The organism is Dorea sp. 210702-DFI.3.125 (assembly GCF_020560945.1).
Taxonomy (GTDB): domain Bacteria; phylum Bacillota; class Clostridia; order Lachnospirales; family Lachnospiraceae; genus Dorea; species Dorea formicigenerans.
Genome location: NZ_JAJCNF010000002.1, coordinates 140,077 through 157,052, shown reverse-complemented (window position 1 = coordinate 157,052; position 16,976 = coordinate 140,077). Strand labels below are relative to the sequence as shown.

At 40.7% G+C, this 16,976-nt stretch carries 13 protein-coding genes; 4 read left to right on the top strand and 9 right to left on the bottom strand.

Going from position 1 to position 16,976, the window contains the following annotated elements; genetic code table 11:
* Positions 1-106 precede the first annotated feature (106 nt).
* The 3 genes from LI164_RS01830 (at position 107) to LI164_RS01820 (ending at position 3,430) form a co-directional block, all read left to right on the top strand.
* Positions 107-571, top strand: coding sequence for a YbaK/EbsC family protein (locus tag LI164_RS01830; protein WP_215683956.1), 465 nt, complete (start codon positions 107-109; stop codon positions 569-571).
* A 93-nt stretch (positions 572-664) separates the two neighbouring features.
* Positions 665-1,891, top strand: a complete 1,227-nt coding sequence (gene pepT, locus LI164_RS01825; RefSeq protein WP_005334360.1) for a peptidase T — start codon at positions 665-667, stop codon at positions 1,889-1,891.
* A gap of 429 nt (positions 1,892-2,320) precedes the next feature.
* Entirely contained in the window at positions 2,321-3,430 is a 1,110-nt protein-coding gene (locus tag LI164_RS01820) for an Rpn family recombination-promoting nuclease/putative transposase (RefSeq protein WP_005334361.1), read from the top strand.
* 86 nt (positions 3,431-3,516) lie between these two features.
* Here the strand turns inward: LI164_RS01820 and LI164_RS01815 are convergent, their stop codons facing one another.
* The 6 genes from LI164_RS01815 to LI164_RS01790 all read right to left on the bottom strand — a co-directional run bounded on the left by LI164_RS01815 (position 3,517) and on the right by LI164_RS01790 (position 13,661).
* Positions 3,517-4,380 carry a YitT family protein gene (locus LI164_RS01815; RefSeq protein ID WP_005337149.1) on the bottom strand — a complete coding sequence of 288 codons (864 nt, stop codon included), beginning with the start codon at positions 4,378-4,380 and terminating at the stop codon, positions 3,517-3,519.
* Between the two features lie 100 nt (positions 4,381-4,480).
* Positions 4,481-4,975, bottom strand: coding sequence for an anaerobic ribonucleoside-triphosphate reductase activating protein (gene nrdG / locus LI164_RS01810; RefSeq protein WP_005334363.1), 495 nt, complete (start codon positions 4,973-4,975; stop codon positions 4,481-4,483).
* A 98-nt stretch (positions 4,976-5,073) separates the two neighbouring features.
* A complete protein-coding gene (gene nrdD, locus LI164_RS01805; protein WP_005334365.1) occupies positions 5,074-7,263 on the bottom strand; it encodes an anaerobic ribonucleoside-triphosphate reductase in 2,190 nt (729 codons plus the stop codon).
* Positions 7,264-7,502: 239 nt separating this feature from the next.
* The gene (locus LI164_RS01800; protein ID WP_005334368.1) at positions 7,503-12,068 is read right to left on the bottom strand and encodes a PolC-type DNA polymerase III; all 4,566 of its coding nucleotides are present in this window, start codon (positions 12,066-12,068) and stop codon (positions 7,503-7,505) included.
* The gene (gene ispG, locus LI164_RS01795) at positions 12,061-13,116 is read right to left on the bottom strand and encodes a flavodoxin-dependent (E)-4-hydroxy-3-methylbut-2-enyl-diphosphate synthase (protein ID WP_005334370.1); all 1,056 of its coding nucleotides are present in this window, start codon (positions 13,114-13,116) and stop codon (positions 12,061-12,063) included. The genes LI164_RS01800 and ispG overlap by 8 nt, the downstream gene beginning before the upstream one ends.
* An 83-nt stretch (positions 13,117-13,199) precedes the next feature.
* Positions 13,200-13,661, bottom strand: coding sequence for a hypothetical protein (locus LI164_RS01790; protein ID WP_005334372.1), 462 nt, complete (start codon positions 13,659-13,661; stop codon positions 13,200-13,202).
* A gap of 200 nt (positions 13,662-13,861) precedes the next feature.
* Between LI164_RS01790 and LI164_RS01785 the strand changes: the two genes are divergently transcribed.
* Positions 13,862-14,215 (top strand): helix-turn-helix domain-containing protein, encoded by a 354-nt coding sequence (locus LI164_RS01785; protein WP_040015587.1) that lies wholly within the window; start codon positions 13,862-13,864, stop codon positions 14,213-14,215.
* A 31-nt stretch (positions 14,216-14,246) separates the two neighbouring features.
* Here LI164_RS01785 and LI164_RS01780 read toward each other — a convergent pair whose 3' ends face one another.
* Genes LI164_RS01780 through hisC form a run of 3 tightly spaced genes read right to left on the bottom strand, consistent with a single transcriptional unit; the run spans position 14,247 to position 16,938 of the window.
* Positions 14,247-15,311 (bottom strand): 3-deoxy-7-phosphoheptulonate synthase, encoded by a 1,065-nt coding sequence (locus tag LI164_RS01780; protein WP_227086680.1) that lies wholly within the window; start codon positions 15,309-15,311, stop codon positions 14,247-14,249.
* A 15-nt stretch (positions 15,312-15,326) separates the two neighbouring features.
* Complete coding sequence (locus tag LI164_RS01775; protein WP_005334377.1) at positions 15,327-15,839, bottom strand: small multi-drug export protein; 513 nt, start codon at positions 15,837-15,839, stop codon at positions 15,327-15,329.
* 22 nt (positions 15,840-15,861) lie between these two features.
* Positions 15,862-16,938: a histidinol-phosphate transaminase gene (gene hisC, locus LI164_RS01770; RefSeq protein WP_005334379.1), complete on the bottom strand. Its 1,077-nt coding sequence runs from the start codon at positions 16,936-16,938 to the stop codon at positions 15,862-15,864.
* Between the last annotated feature and the right edge of the window lie 38 nt (positions 16,939-16,976).

Genomic DNA, 16,976 nt, shown 5'->3' with positions numbered 1-16,976 from the left:
TTCTCTAACCATTTTTATGATACAATAGAAACATTAAGGTCAGAGAGTTTTACAAAATATCATTTTTCTGATATCTATGATATCAGTTTGGAAAGAGGCTTTTATTATGTCATTAGCGAAAGCAAAAAAATATCTGGAAGGAAAAGGTTATGTAGACCATATCATCGAACTGGAGGATTCCAGCGCAACAGTAGAGCTTGCAGCGCAGGCACTTGGTGTAGAACCAGGCATGATTGCCAAAACATTATCTTTTTTGATCGGTGATACCCCGATTTTGATTCTGACGGAAGGAACAGCAAGAATCGATAATCACAAGTATAAAGATACATTTCATACAAAAGCAAAAATGATTCCATTTGATGACGTTGAAGCATATATTGGACATGCTCCGGGCGGTGTATGCCCATTCGGCATCAAAGAAGGAATTCCTGTTTATCTAGACGAATCCCTGAGAAAATTCGATATTGTATATCCAGCAGCAGGTAATGACCACAGTGCAGTCAAACTTACAATTGCAGAATTAGAATCAGTCTCAGTTGCAAAAAAATGGGTCGATGTCTGCAAAGAATAATGTCAGGATATACGATTGTGATGCACAGAACATTTTGTGAGTATCACAGTGAAAAATCTTTAATATTCTATTAATTTAAAGGAGTTATATTTTATGAACGCATATGAACGATTACTGAAATATGTGGTAATTCGCACACCGAGCAATGAGGAAAGTGAGACAACACCTTCTTCCCAGTGCCAGTTTGACCTGGCAAATGTTTTAAAAAAGGAAATGGAGGAATTAGGCATCTGTGATGTAACATTGACAGATACATGCTTTCTGTATGGAAAGATTCCGGCAACTCCAGGATGTGAAAATGCACCTGCAATTGGTTTTATTGCACATATGGATACGGTTTCAGATTATTGTGACCATGATATAAAACCGATGATTACAGAGAATTATGATGGAGAAGCTCTTGCACTTGGCGAAAGTGAACTTGTCTTAAGTCCGGAAATGTTTCCGCATTTAAAATCTATGAAAGGACGCACATTAATCACCAGTGACGGAACAACAATTCTTGGTGCCGATGATAAAGCTGGAATCGCAGGCATTTTGACTATGGTCGAACGACTGAAAACTCAAAGCATTCCACACGGTCCCCTGTGTATTGCATTTACACCTGATGAAGAAACTGGAACCGGCGCTTCACATTTCGATTTGCAAACATTCGGTGCTGATTTTGCTTACACACTGGATGGCGGTATGGAAAACGGAATTGAATACGAGACATTTAACGCAAGCAGTGCTGTCGTAGAATTTCACGGAGTCAGTGTACATCCGGGTTCTTCCAAAGATACGATGATCAATGCCAGTCTGGTCGCTATGGAATTTGATTCTATGCTTCCAAAAGGTGAGAGGCCTCGCGATACAGATGGATATGAAGGATTTTATCATCTCATGAAGATGGAAGGTGAGTGCAGTTATGCAAAATTGAACTATATTATCCGAGATCACGATGCAGAAAATTTCAATCACCGTAAAGAAATTATGCAGCAGATTGCAGACGACTTAAATACAAAATGGGGTGAAGGAACTGTCTCACTCACATTAAAAGATCAATATCGCAATATGCGAGAAGTAATTGAGCAGCATATGCATCTGATTGATAATGCAAAAAAAGCCTGCGAAGCTGTCGGTCTTACACCAGTGTGTTTACCAGTCCGCGGCGGTACAGACGGATGCCAGCTCAGCTTCCGCGGTCTTCCTTGCCCGAATCTCGGAACCGGCGGATACGCATATCACGGACCGTATGAACATATTACAGTAGAAGGTATGGATAAGGCTGTTGAAATGATTACAGAACTGGTGAAAATATATAGCATACAATGCAATTAATATTAAAATGAACCATAGGGAAAATAATTCGACTTTTCCTATGGTTCTCTTAGTCTCACAATTCTTTCAGTCTTTTCTTGCTTTATTATTCTCCCTATGTTACACTACATCTACATCAAATTTCGGGCATGATATTTTCATTATGTTTCAACGCCCATAGAAATCTCTAGCCAAGATTTCAATTCTGAATTTCATTTGCTTTTTCAGCAAATAATTCACTCAGATTTTTGATGAAGTTACTCATTCACCGCAGCTTTCAGTGATTCCCGGCACTGGTATAGCTACAGTTTCACCGGGCAAATGATACGGTACTTCTGAATGTAATTACATTTTCTCATCATATGCTCTTTTTGCATTGTCTTTTTATACTCAAAATGTTAAAATATATTCAGATAGTTTCCATATCACATTTGCCCAGAGAGGAGATTTATGGAAACAAACAATACGACAACTTCAAATGGGGTACACAATACTCACACAAAAGACAACGCTGCTAAAATTGTATTCGGAGACCCGGTACTTTGTGCTCAGTTCCTAAAAGGTTACACGGACATTCCTCTTTTTAAAGAGATTAAGCCCGAAGATATTGAAAATGTTTCTTCACATTTTCTGCCTTTATTTCAGGAATCCAGAGACTCTGATACCGTGAATAAAATTTGGATAGGCAATTCTGAGATTTATCTGATTGCACTCATCGAACACCAGTCAGAAAATGATTTTGATATGTCCTTCCGAATACTCCGTTATATTGTATTTATCTGGACAGATTATGCCGCGCAACAGGAAAAGTTACATAAAGGTACCACAAAATCTAAGGATTTTCTTTATCCACCAATCCTGCCTATCGTATATTACGAGGGGAGCAGCACATGGTCTGCACCGTTGAACTTTAAGAATCGCGTCTTTTTGAGTGATGTCTTCGGAGATTACATACCAAGTTTCAATTACCTGGTCGTTCCGTTAAACAAATATTCCAAACAGGATTTGATTGAAAAGAACGACGAACTCTCTTTAATCTTTCTGATTAATCAGCTTCAGAGTTCCTCAGAATTTCATGCCTTAAAAGATATCCCTAAAAAATACACGGAACATCTTACAGAAGACACCCCAGATTATCTGTTAAAAATTATTGGTAAAGTGATCGCCGTTCTTCTTCATAAATTAAATGTACCTGATGAAGAAGTTTACGAGGTTACAGACCAGATCACAAGGAGGAAATTCAGTATGATGTTTGACAATTTTCAGGCTTACGACGTACAGGAGACCAGACGGGTCAGCCGCGAGGAAGGACGGCTTGAGGGACGAATCGAAGGCGAACGTGCCGGGCGAATCGAAGGTGAACGTGCCGGGCGAATTGAAGGCGAACGACTCCATTTAATCAAGCAAGTTATTAAACGAATTGAATTACAGTATTCTGTCAATCAAATTGCAGAATCACTCCTAGAGCCACTAGATATTATCCAACCTATTTATGATATTGCATTGCAACAGCTTCCTGATTACAACGCCGAAAAGATTCTTGAGCAATTGAATTCATAACTTGTATCGCAAAAATAAGATTCCTTTTTTCAATAACTATCAAAAAAGGAATCTTATTTTTATAAATGTTGTCCTTTTAGATATCTCTATTCCTGCTTAAATCCTTCTCCGACAACTTCATTGGATTCCATAATGATCGTAAATGCTTTCGGATCTATCTCTTTTACCATTCTTTTTATCGTATACATCTGCTTGTTATTGCATGCACACATGACCACGTCTTTTTTTTCACCACTATAGCTTCCCACACCTTCCAGAATCGTTGAACCACGGCCTGCATATTCATCAATCTGTTCTGCCACCTCTTTTCCTTGCTTTGTTACAATCAATGTCATCTTACCTTCATCAATTCCATACATAATACGATCCATAACCGTCGCCATAAGATATGTCACAAGGATTCCATAAATCAGTCCGTCAACTTCTTTGAATACCAGTGCACTTCCAAGGATAATCGTACAGATATCCAAACCGAATGTGATCATACCGAGTGTCATGTGTGGTTTTGCTTTCTTGATGGACATACTGATAAAATCCTGTCCTCCGGTAGAGGAACCTCGCATAAAAATCAGCGCAAATCCTATTCCGCATAATACACCCATGCAAAGTGCAGCCAAAAGCCTGTTTCCATTATACACTGGAAGCATCGGTGCCACATAGTCTGTCAGTACGGACCAGATCAGAGTTGTCTTTACTGACTTTAGGAAAAATGTTTTTCCAAGATATTTGTAACAGAAAATGGTGACCGGGATATTCAGAAGTATCATTCCTGCACCAACTGGAATCTTAAACAGATGATACAGTATGATTGCAATTCCGGAAAATCCTGCTACCGGGAAATTCGCATTCAGCGCAAAATTATAAATTCCAACCGCACCAAGCATTCCTGCTGCCAGATCCACCAGAAGATCAATCCCTAATTCCTTCCAGTCAAATTTTTTCTTTAACATATACATTTCCTCCTCTTATCTTTCATCTGATATCATAGCTTCTCTCAAAAAAAAGAACAGACACAAACTATATATTCTATAATTCGCATCTGCTCTTGTATTATAATTTCATTTCACGAAGATTTAAAATTCTCTGATTACTGCTTCCCCGAAACTGTAAGGTAATATCCTTCAAATCTTCTACAAACGGACCATCTACCAGTACATCTATATAAGACAACATCTCATCCGTGACTTCTGTATAGGCTCTTCCACCTGGTATCAGATCTTTGTCATATACATACCCGGAATAACTCCAGATATTCTTCTTTGGATACATTTCCCGGACTTTTTTTAAGAGCTTTACAAGTTCTCTTTGATTCTCCGGTTCAAATGGTTCTCCGCCAAGAAGTGTAAGTCCTGCAATGTATGGATGGTTCAATGCATCCAAAATTTCTTTTTCAGTATTCTCAGTGTACGGATTCCCATAATGGAAATCCCATGTTTCTGCATTAAAACAACCTTTACAGTGATGACGACATCCTGAGACAAACAATGTCACTCGAACTCCCGGACCATCTGCTATATCATATTTTTTTATTTCTCCATAATTCATATAAAATTCCCAGCCTTTATTTTTTCCAACTAATCTGCAAATTTTAATGCGAAATCCGGGAACCGTATAATTTTATACTTTAACTCCGCAATTTGCTTTTACAGATGTAAGACTCTATCCTTAATCTCCTGTGTTCTTCCCTGATTCCAGAACTGTGTTCCGATATATCCACATGTTCTTCTGGCTACTGACATCTTATCCTGATCACGGTTCCCACAGTTCGGGCACTCCCAGATAAGCTTTCCACTTTCGTCTTCTTTAATCTGAATCTCTCCATCATAACCACAGATTTCACAGTAGTCACTCTTTGTATTCAATTCTGCGTACATAATATGCTCGTAGATGAACTGCATCACAGAAAGGACTGCCGGAATGTTCTGCTGCATATCCGGGACTTCAATATAGCTGATTGCTCCTCCTGGTGACAGTTTCTGGAACTCTGCCTCGAACTCCAGCTTGTCAAATGCATTGATTGGCTCAGATACATGTACATGATAACTGTTCGTAATATAATTCTTATCTGTAACTCCTTTGATGATTCCGAATCTCTTCTGAAGACATTTTGCAAACTTGTATGTGGTAGACTCCATCGGTGTACCATATACAGAATAGCTGATATTCTCAGCAGCTTTCCACTGGGCACATTTGTCATTCAACCTCTGCATAACTGCCATTGCAAATGGTCTGGCTTCCGGATCTGTATGCGTCTTTCCAAGCATGCGCATGCACATCTCATAAAGGCCTGCATATCCAAGAGAAATGGTTGAATATCCGCCATATAGAAGCTTATCAATGGTCTCACCTTTTTTCAGTCTTGCCAATGCACCGTACTGCCAGAGAATCGGTGCCACATCTGAAATAGTTCCAAGAAGTCTCTCATGACGGCAACGGAGTGCTCTGTGGCATAACTCCAGTCTCTCATCAAGAATCTGCCAGAATCTGTCCATGTCTCCTTCTGCGGAACATGCTACATCTACCAGGTTAATTGTAACAACACCCTGATTGAAACGCCCGTAGAATTTATGCTTTCCGTTTGGAAGCATCTGAGAATCCTCTACTGTCAGGAAAGATCTGCATCCCATACATGGATAAACTTCACCCTTTTTCAGTTCCTTCATGATCTTTGCAGAAATGTAATCCGGAACCATACGCTTTGCAGTACATTTTGCTGCAAGCTCTGTCAGATACCAGTACTTAGAATCTTCTGTAATATTATCTTCATCCAGGACATAAATCAGTTTCGGGAATGCCGGTGTGATCCAAACACCCTTCTCATTCTTAACGCCTTGCATTCTCTGTTTTAATACTTCTTCAATGATGAGTGCCAGATCCTGTCTTGTCTGACCGTCTTCCACCTCATCCAGATACATGAATACGGTAACAAACGGTGCCTGTCCGTTACATGTCATGAGTGTGATAAGCTGGTACTGGATTGTCTGAATTCCGCTTTTTACCTCTTCTCTCAGACGGCAGTCTGTCAGTTTGTCAATGATTGCCTCATCCAGACTCTCCCCACATGCTTTACGTTCAGAGATAACAATATTACGGATTTTCTTACGACTGATATCCACAAATGGTGCAAGATGTGCCAGTGTAAAAGACTGTCCTCCATATTGATTACTTGCGACCTGTGCTACAATCTGAGTCGTCACATTACACGCTGTAAAGAAGCTGTGTGGTTTTTCGATCATTGTCTCACTGATGACGGTTCCGTTCTGAAGCATATCTTCCAGATTGATCAGATCACAGTTGTGCTCTTTCTGTGCAAAATAATCTGAATCATGGAAATGAATGATTCCCTGTTCATGTGCTTCTACAACCTCTTCCGGAAGAAGTACACGCTTGGAAAGGTCTTTACTTACTTCTCCTGCCATATAATCTCTCTGCGTGGAGTTGATCACCGGGTTCTTATTGGAATTTTCCTGATTGACTTCTTCATTAATGTTATCAATCAGTGCAAGGATCCCGTTATCTGTTGTATTGGACTTTCTTGCCAATTCACGTTTATAACGGTAGCGCACATACTTCTGTGCCACTTCATAGCCACGCATTCCCATAATTCCAGTCTCTACCATATCCTGAATATCTTCTACATGTATAGCGTGAGTTGATTTTTTTACCTGTCCTGCAATATCATCTGCAATTGCCCGGACCTGGAATTCATTCAGTTTGTAAATATTATCAACTTCTTCATTAGCTGCGCGGATTGCATTCTCGATCTTTTCCAGATCAAAGCCGACTTCCTCTCCATTTCTTTTGATTACTTTCGTCTTCACTAACATCTTCATGTCTCACGCCTTTCTTATATATCTTTGTTCTTCTGCTTTTCGGATCCACCACAACATCTTGTGTTCCACAATTCACACTCACTCCGGTAAGAAACTATTTAGTTTCTTCAAAATCACAAGATATTGTGTTCCTCCCCATTATATTACTACAAAATATGGCGTTTGAAAAGCATTATTTTAATTTTAACATACTTTTATAAGTATACCTTTTTCTGTCCATTTTTTGCCCATTTTGTCTGTTAAAGATCAAATAATGACAACTGATTGGACTCCGGAAGGTCTCCTAAAAGTCCTAAATCTGCCATGTAATCTACAACCGTCTTACTTGCTTTCGTACGGTTTCTAAAATCATCTTTGGACAGATATGGACCATCTTTTGCCGCTTCCTCCACCGCTTCTGCAGCCTTCTCTCCCATTCCGTCAATGCTGGAAAACGGTGGCATCAGCTTTCCGTCTACGATACTGAATTTTGTTGCTTTTGCGCGATAAATGTCGATTGGCAGAAACTCATATCCCCTCGCATACATTTCCTGAACAATATGCATGTCCTTCATTGTATCCTGTTCTTTTTTACTGAGAGAATCAGACCGTCTTGTATAATCATCAATATAGTATTGCAGTTTTTCCTTGCCCTGACACATAATTTCATAAGAAAATGCATCTGCACGGATTCCAAAATATGCTCCATAGTATGCCAGCGGATAATTTACCTTACAATAGGCGATACGATATGCCATCATGACATAGGCTGCCGCATGGGCTTTCGGAAACATATATTTAATTTTCTCACAGGAACCAATGTACCACTCTGGCACATCATGTTCCAACATATCTTTTTTATACTCCGGCCAATCTTTACATTTTCCTTTTGCAACGGTACCTTTACGCACTCGCTCCATGATCGTGAAGGATTCCTCACTATCCAGTCCTTTGTTGATCAGATATGTCATAATATCATCTCGGGTACAGATTGCTGTAGAAATGGTTGCCTTACCGCTCTTAATCAGCTCCTGCGCATTGTTCAGCCATACGTCCGTTCCATGGGACAATCCGGAAATACGGATCAGATCTGAAAGTGTCTGTGGTTTTGTATCTACTACCATCTGGATTACGAAATCCGTTCCGAACTCCGGAATTCCAAGACATCCTACCGGACATCCCCCGATATCATCTGGTGTGATTCCAAGTGCCGATGTATCATGGAATAAAGACATTACCCCCTGATCATCCAGAGGGATATCTGTTGCTACAAATGGATGATCCGTCTCATTGTACTCATTTTCCATAGCAGGCGAACTGATATATGCCTCAAGTGCCTTGATCATGGTTGGATCATCATGACCCAGAATATCCAATTTTAACAAGTTGTGGTCGATGGAATGATAGTCAAAATGTGTCGTAATAATATCAGTCGTCATATCATTTGCCGGATGCTGCACCGGAGTGAATGAGTTGATATCTTCCCCGTGAGGAAGTACAATGATTCCTCCCGGATGCTGTCCGGTACTTCTGCGGATACCGGTACATCCCTGAACAATCCTGTCAATTTCGCAAGTTCTCTTTCTTGTTCCCCGCTCTTCAAAATAGTTCTTTACATACCCAAATGCTGTCTTATCCGCCAACGTACCAATCGTTCCGGCACGGAACGTCTGTCCGGCTCCGAAAATAATTTCCGTATATTTATGGGCATTACTCTGATAATCTCCTGAGAAGTTCAGATCGATATCTGGCTCTTTATTTCCTTTAAATCCAAGGAATGTTTCGAACGGAATATCAAATCCATCTTTTACAAGCCTGGTTTTGCACACCGGGCACTCCTTATCCGGCATATCCCATCCACAGCCCCCTGCGTAAGCCCGTACTTCTTCGGATTCAAAATCACTGTAGTGGCACTTCGGGCAATAGTAATGTGGGCTTAATGGATTTACCTCTGTAATTCCAGCCATGGTCGCAACAAAAGAAGATCCTACCGACCCACGGGATCCTACAAGATATCCGTCCTCATTGGATTTCCACACCAATTTCTGTGCGATAATATACATAACGGCGAATCCGTTGGAAATAATGGAATTAAGCTCACGTTCCAGACGCTCTGTAACAATCTCCGGGAGCGGATCTCCATACATAGAATGTGCCTTGTTATAACAGATTTCACGAAGCGTTTTATCTGAATCTGGAATGACCGGTGGACACTTATCCGGGCGGACTGGTGATATTTTTTCCACCATATCCGCAATCATATTGGGATTGTCAATGACAATTTCTTTTGCTTTTGCTGAACCAAGGTATTCAAACTCCTCCAGCATTTCATCTGTCGTATGCAAATACAACGGTGCCTGCTGATCTGCATCTTTGAATCCTTTTCCTGCCATAATGATACGGCGGTACACTTCATCTTCCGGATCCATAAAGTGCACATCACAGGTCGCCACGACCGGCTTATCAAACCGTTCTCCAAGACGGATGATCTCACGGTTGATCTCACGTAAATCTTCCTCACTTTGAACCTTCTCCACACGATCACTATCAATCATGAACCGGTTATTTCCAAGTGGCTGTATTTCCAGATAATCATAAAAATTAACAATTCTGGCAATCCGCTCTGCAGATTTTTCTCCCAGTATTGCCTGATACAATTCTCCTGCTTCACAAGCACTTCCAATAATCAGACCCTCTCTGTATTTTAACACTTCGCTCTTTGGCATTCTCGGCTGACGTCCAAAATACTCCAGATGTGACTTGGAAATCAATGTATAAAGGTTCACGCGTCCAATATCATTCTTTGCCAGAACAATGACATGGTAAGACGGCATCTTACGGATTGCTTCCGCGTTGTGCGCGCCAAAATGATTCATCTGATCCAGTGTCTCGATTCCACGTTCTTCCAGCATCTGAATAAATTTCACATAAATCTCTGCGGTAACTCTGGCATCATCCACTGCTCTATGGTGATGTTCCTGAGAAATATTCAGTGCTTTTGCCACAACGTTTAGCTTGAATTTTGAAAGTGTCGGTAATAATACACGAGCAAGTCCCACCGTATCTACAGAAGTAAAATCCGGTTCTATGCCCTGCTGCCTGCAATTTTCTTCGATAAAGCTCACATCAAAACTGGCATTGTGCGCTACCAGCACTGCATCTCCTACGAACTTTAGAAACTGTGGGAGAATTGTCTCAATCTCCGGTGATTCCATAACCATCTCATCAGTAATGCTTGTAAGCTGTGTGATTCGAAATGGAATCGGAATCTTCGGATTCACAAATGTACTATACTTATCCGTAATTTCTCCGTTCTCAACTTTAACTGCACCAATTTCGATAATCTTATCTTTTGCCGAACTAAATCCCGTCGTCTCCAGATCGAATACAACATAGGTTCCTTTTAAAGACTGACCTTTCTCATTGACTGCCACATCCTGCAAATCATCGACCAGATATCCTTCCACACCATAAATAACTTTAAATGGATCGTCTTTATCCAGTGTCTCAATATAATGATTCGCGTCCGGGAACGCCTGTACCACACCATGATCTGTAATCGCAATTGCCTTATGCCCCCAGTCATGTGCTCTCTTTACAAGATCTTTGACCTCGGAAACTCCGTCCATGTCACTCATTTTCGTATGACAGTGGAGCTCCACTCTCTTTTCTACCGCATTGTCTTTTCTGGATTCTGTAAAATCAGAAATTTTCTTAATTCCAAACACAGAAGAAATGACAAGTTCGCCGTCAAATTTGTCAATATTGGTCACGCCTTTAATTTTCAGGAATGCACCCATTTTAATTTCAGCCAGTACATCTGCAAGTTGATCATTACGCACGAACATCTTGACCATGATCGTATCAGTAAAGTCTGTCACTGCATACATGACAATGGTCTTTTCATTGCGGATTTCTCTTGTATCAAAGCTAATGACTTTTCCTCGAAATGTAATTTCTCCCATCTCACCAATCACGGTTGACAGTTCAATCGGCTCATCGTCAAATGGGCGTCCGTAAATCAAACCTGACTCATCAAGATCCATCTTCGCAGATTTCACAAACACCTTCTTATCACGAAAGCCACCCTTCTGGAATCCACTGCCTTTTGAAAATCCACCTTTTGCAGGACTGCCAGAATTTTTTCCGTCTCCGGAATTTTTTCCACCTTGTCCGCTTCCAGATGTTTCTTTTTCCCCAGACTTTGCTTCTTTTTCCTGCTTTTTTTCCTCTTTTTGCTTCTGTACAGCCTCAACCTGATCCAGTATACTGTCTACTTCCTGCTGCAGACGCATATCATTGTATTTCAAAGTACTTTCTTTTGGTTCTTTATACATGACACGAATCTCAATGGGCAATCCGAAACGTTCTGCATACACACCTTTTAAATAATCTGTCAGAGAATCTTTTTTTCCTTGCGCAATAACAGTGTCGATTAACTGCATGCAAAGAATATTTCCTTCTTCAAAGGTACATTTCGCATTCTGCAGCATATTGCGTTCTACAACACTTCTTGTATCCAGCTCCGCAAGAAAGCTGTCCAGATACTCCGCCATCACATTCTCTGGCGTGTACTGTCCGGACAGCTCATACTTTTCTCGAATCTCTACCTGCACGGCACTTCTTCCGAAAAGCTGGTTCTTGATCAGGTGCTCCATCTCGTATACCAATGTTTTCTGAATCAGATGACGGCTTACTATATGCACTCTTAAAAATGTCCGGTCAGAGTTGGTCGTCACTTTTAATACCTGCGCTCCTTCGAACATATTACGTATATCTTCCCCTGCCTTTAACGTAGGGAATACTTCAAAGAACGGTTTACTCATTCCAATGCAACAGCTCCTGTCTCAATGTCTCTAATAGTTCCTCTTCTTTTACTTTCTTTACAATCTCGCCTTTTTTGATCAGGAGTCCTTCTCCCTTTCCTCCGGCAATTCCAATATCTGCTTCTTTTGCTTCTCCCGGTCCATTGACCACACAGCCCATAACTGCGACCTTAATGTCCAGTGGGATATCTGCAACCATCTCTTCGACCTGATTTGCAAGTCCGATCAGATCAATCTGGGTTCTTCCGCATGTCGGACAGGATACAACCTCAATTCCACCTGTGCGAAGTCCCAGTGTCTTTAAAATAATCTTCGCTGTCTTGATCTCTTCTAATGGTGATCCAGTCAGTGACACACGGATTGTATCTCCGATTCCCTGTCCCAGAATCAGTCCAAGACCTACTGAGGATTTTATATTACCTGCCAATAATGTTCCTGCCTCTGTAATTCCTACGTGTAATGGGTATGGGCATTTCTTGGCGATCAGTTCATGTGCCTTTACACACATCATAACATCAGAAGATTTGATACTGACTACAAGATTATTATATCCCATCTCCTCGATAAGCTGTATTTTGTCCAGGGCACTCTCTACAAGTCCCTCTGCAGTCACCCCATGATACTTCTCTACCAGATGCTTTTCCAGTGATCCACTATTCACACCAACACGAATTGGAACACCGTACTCTTTTGCTTTTTCAACAACAGCACGGACTCTCTGCTCATCTCCAATATTACCCGGATTAATACGAATCTTATCTGCCCCGTTCTCAATCGCTGCAATCGCCAGCTTATAATCAAAATGAATATCTGCCACAAGTGGAATATGGATCTGCTTCTTGATCTCACCAATTGCTTTCGCTGCATCCATATTCGGCACAGCGCAGCGGATGATCTCACAGCCGGCTTTCTCGAGAGCAAGAATCTGGGCAACAGTCGCCTCCACATCTTCCGTCTTCGTATTTGTCATTGACTGTATTCTGATCGGATTACCTCCTCCGATCGTAACATTTCCAATCTGAACTTCTTTCGTGTGATCTCTGTACATGATTTTTGCTCCTTCACATGCAGAAAACCTGCCACACGGCAGATTTTCTGATATTTTCGTTTTAGATTTCTTTTGTCTGATACCTACTTTCTGATGAACGTGAACTGTTCCCCATATTCTCGTTCTGTAAGTGTCAGCTGATTGCCATCTACGCTGTATGAAAAAGATGAATCCAGATCATCCAGTACATTCTCCAGATCTTCTTTTGTATATGCACCGTCCGCTTTCTCAACTGCCTTGTCAATCTGCTCCTCATCTTTTGTGATGGTAATAATCTTTGACTTCATATCTACGCTGTAATTCATCTCTACGGCTGCATCTGTATTCTCTGCAATATCCGTGATATCTACCTGAATCGTATCGTTCTTCTCAATCTTTAGCGCAATCGTTGCATCCTCACTTTCCCAGTTTCCTACTACTGGATTAGTCGTGAACATTCTCGTCAGCAGATATACTGCGATTAAAATGATCAGCACTGAGGATACAAGGGTAACCACTCGCCATATCTTACTTCTTTTTGCCTCATCATTGCCTGCTATAATCATACTCTTATAATCCTCTCACTTTTCTTCTTTTCTATCATAACTAAATTATAGATTCTTTTCCAGACAGTGTCAACGGGTATTCTCATGTTCCAGAACGGAACTTTTTCGCTACTTTTTGTTTACATCCGCCACACTTATCTTTTTTTCACATAACACTTGGTAAAATATACCAAAAATACAAAAGAAAGGAGACCTGGCAAGTGTCATTCGGTCAGAAGCTACGCAAATTACGCAAAAAATTTAATATGACTCAGAAAAATGTTGCTGACTGTATCCATGTCTCCCGCTCTGCTATTGCAGGTTACGAAAAAAAGGGCCGCCAGCCTTCTCATGAAAAGCTGACGGCAATCGCAGATTTATTCGAGGTCCCTGTTGATTATCTTCTGAATGACGAAGAGGATACTATCACCCTCTCTCCTTCCCGGCTTACAACCAATTCTGATGATGAGCTGAATCTTTTGCTTGCATACCGAAGCCTCTCCCGAAGCAGCAAACGTGATCTCAAAAAGTATATGAAACTTTTGAAAGAAAAAGATGCTTCAGAAAGCTCTTAATCTGCACTTATTATTTTTCTTTTTTTATTTTCTAGCACTCTTCTGCAATTTTATAAATTAGATGCTCCGTATCTTCCCAGCCAATACAAGGATCCGTAATGGACTTTCCATATACCATATCAGGTCCGATATTCTGTCTTCCTTCTTCCAGATAACTTTCCACCATAACACCCTTGATCATATTTTTCAGATCCGGATTATATCTTCGTGTATGAAGCACTTCACTGACAATACGAAGCTGTTCTTTGTATTTTTTATTTGAATTAGAATGGTTCGCATCAACAATTGCTGCTGGATTTTTCAGATCTTTCTTCTGATAAAGTTCAAATAATCGCAGGCAATCTTCATAATGATAATTTGGCTGGCATGTTCCATATTTGTCTACGCCTCCACGCAAAATCACATGTGCCAGATCATTTCCTGACGTCTGTACATCCATACCTCTGTAAATGAAACGATGTCCCATCTGGGCTGCCACTACAGAATTCAGCATCACCGACAGATCTCCACTGGTCGGATTCTTCATTCCGACAGGAATATCCATTCCACTTGCTGTCAGACGATGCTGCTGATTTTCCACAGAACGTGCACCGATTGCCTCATAAGATAAAATATCATCCAGATAGCTTCTGTTCTCCGGATATAACATCTCATCTGCTCCGGTCAGTCCGCTTTCTTCCATAGCACGGATATGCATATGACGGATTGCAATAATTCCCGCATAAAGATCCGGTGCCTTATCCGGATCCGGCTGATGGAGCATTCCTTTATATCCCTCGCCGGTCGTTCTTGGTTTATTTGTATAAATTCTTGGAATAATCATCAGTTTATCTTTTACTTTTTCATTGACTTTTGCCAGACGATTCACATACTCACACACTGAATCTTCATTATCTGCAGAACACGGTCCGATAATGACTGCAAATTTGTCCGATTTTCCCGTAAAAATATCTCGAATCTCCTGATCTCTTTTTTTCTTTAACTCTGCAAGCTTTTCTGACAGAGGATATTCTTCCTTCAGTTCTGTCGGAGAAGGCAGTGTCGTATTGAATTTCATAGACATATTTTTTCTCCTTCTATGTTTCTTCTCTCTTATTCATTCAAGACTGCACTATCCTAAAATCTGTACTCCACCAAGAAGCACATAAGATATGAACCACATAATTACAGTTGCCATGCAGATTCCAATGATGACTGCCGGAAATGCTTTCTTAAATTTCACACCGAGAAGTGCGGCAATGAGTGAACCTGTCCATGCTCCGGTTCCCGGAAGCGGAATACCAACAAATAATACAAGTCCCCAGAATTCATATTTTTCAATCTGGTCTTTTTTCTTCATTGCTTTTGCTTCCAGCTTATCTACCAGCGGTTTTAAATGTTTTGTTCCTTTCATCCAGTTAAAAATCGGTGTGATCAGAAGCAGGATAAACGGAACCGGTATAATATTCCCAAGAATACATAATGGAATCGCTTTCGCGACCGGCACTCCAAGAAGCGGTCCTGCTACAAGAAGCGCTCCACGAAGTTCCAGAATCGGAATCATGGAAATAATAAATACAATTGCCTCTTTCCCAACACTTCCACTGAGTGCATCAATAATTCCTTGTACTAATGACTGTGTCATACATCTCTCCTTATTTTTTCATTTATTTTTGTAACTGTTCAGAACCCCGCCACATATATTTTTTCAAAAATGCAAATAATTGTTCCATCTCTTCTCTTGTTCCGATGGTAATACGCATATATTGCTCGATTCTCTCGCTGCCCCAAAATCGCACATAGATATCATGTGCCTTTAATGCCTCAAACAGCTCTTTCGCATCGTATTCCGGGTGCTTTGCAAATATAAAGTTGGACCCGGAATCCAGATATGTAAATCCAAGTTTTGTAAGTTCTTCTTTTGCCCACTCCCTTGTCTCAACAATTTTTCTGACGCCATTCTCGAAATATTCCCTGTCTTTCACAGCTTCCACACCACACACAATTGAAGTCTGGTTCATAGTATAAGAGTTAAATGAATATTTCGCATCATTTAAGTATTTGATCAATGTCGGATTGCTGATAGCATAGCCGATTCGCATACCCGCCATAGATCTTGCCTTGGAAAATGTCTGGACAACGATCAGGTTATCGTATTTGTCAATCAGTTCCAGTGCGGAACGTCCTGCAAAATCAATATACGCTTCATCCACGATCACAATGACATCCTGATTATGTGCAATGATATCTTCTACTACTGACAGATCCTCATAGATTCCTGTCGGTGCATTTGGGTTTGGGAAAATCACTCCCCCGTTCTCCTTATAGTAGTCTTCTTTTACAAGTTTGAAATCCTCATCCAGTTTCTGACATTCATATGGAATCCGATACAGATCCGCCCATACACTATAAAAAGAATAAGTAATATCCGGGAAAAATATCGGTTTTTCGGAATTAAAAAATGTCAGGAAACACATAGACAATACATCATCGGATCCTACACCTACAAATACCTGGTCCGGATTCACATGATAAAAGTCCGCAAGCGCATTTACAAGTGGTGCTGCAGTCGGATCCGGATAAAGGCGGAAACGGTCTGTATCCATCTCTTCTAACGCTTTTGTGACTCCCGGTGCCGGTGGATATGGATTCTCATTCGTATTTAATTTGATGACTTTGCGCTGTGGCTGTTCACCTGGTACATATGGCTCTACTTTTCTTATGTTCTTCTCAAATGCTTTCATACTATGCTCCTGTATCTTTGCTAAATTTGTTCATCGCC

What these genes read in the sequence shown, in the direction of transcription:
- LI164_RS01830 (WP_215683956.1), top strand. Translation starts at nt 107, where the DNA reads ATGTCATTAGCGAAAGCAAAAAAATATCTGGAAGGAAAAGGTTATGTA.
- hisC (WP_005334379.1), bottom strand. Translation starts at nt 16,938, where the DNA reads ATGAAAGCATTTGAGAAGAACATAAGAAAAGTAGAGCCATATGTACCA.
- ispG (WP_005334370.1), bottom strand. Translation starts at nt 13,116, where the DNA reads ATGTACAGAGATCACACGAAAGAAGTTCAGATTGGAAATGTTACGATC.
- pepT (WP_005334360.1), top strand. Translation starts at nt 665, where the DNA reads ATGAACGCATATGAACGATTACTGAAATATGTGGTAATTCGCACACCG.
- LI164_RS01815 (WP_005337149.1), bottom strand. Translation starts at nt 4,380, where the DNA reads ATGTTAAAGAAAAAATTTGACTGGAAGGAATTAGGGATTGATCTTCTG.
- nrdD (WP_005334365.1), bottom strand. Translation starts at nt 7,263, where the DNA reads ATGAAGATGTTAGTGAAGACGAAAGTAATCAAAAGAAATGGAGAGGAA.
- LI164_RS01820 (WP_005334361.1), top strand. Translation starts at nt 2,321, where the DNA reads ATGGAAACAAACAATACGACAACTTCAAATGGGGTACACAATACTCAC.
- LI164_RS01775 (WP_005334377.1), bottom strand. Translation starts at nt 15,839, where the DNA reads ATGACACAGTCATTAGTACAAGGAATTATTGATGCACTCAGTGGAAGT.
- nrdG (WP_005334363.1), bottom strand. Translation starts at nt 4,975, where the DNA reads ATGAATTATGGAGAAATAAAAAAATATGATATAGCAGATGGTCCGGGA.
- LI164_RS01800 (WP_005334368.1), bottom strand. Translation starts at nt 12,068, where the DNA reads ATGAGTAAACCGTTCTTTGAAGTATTCCCTACGTTAAAGGCAGGGGAA.
- LI164_RS01790 (WP_005334372.1), bottom strand. Translation starts at nt 13,661, where the DNA reads ATGATTATAGCAGGCAATGATGAGGCAAAAAGAAGTAAGATATGGCGA.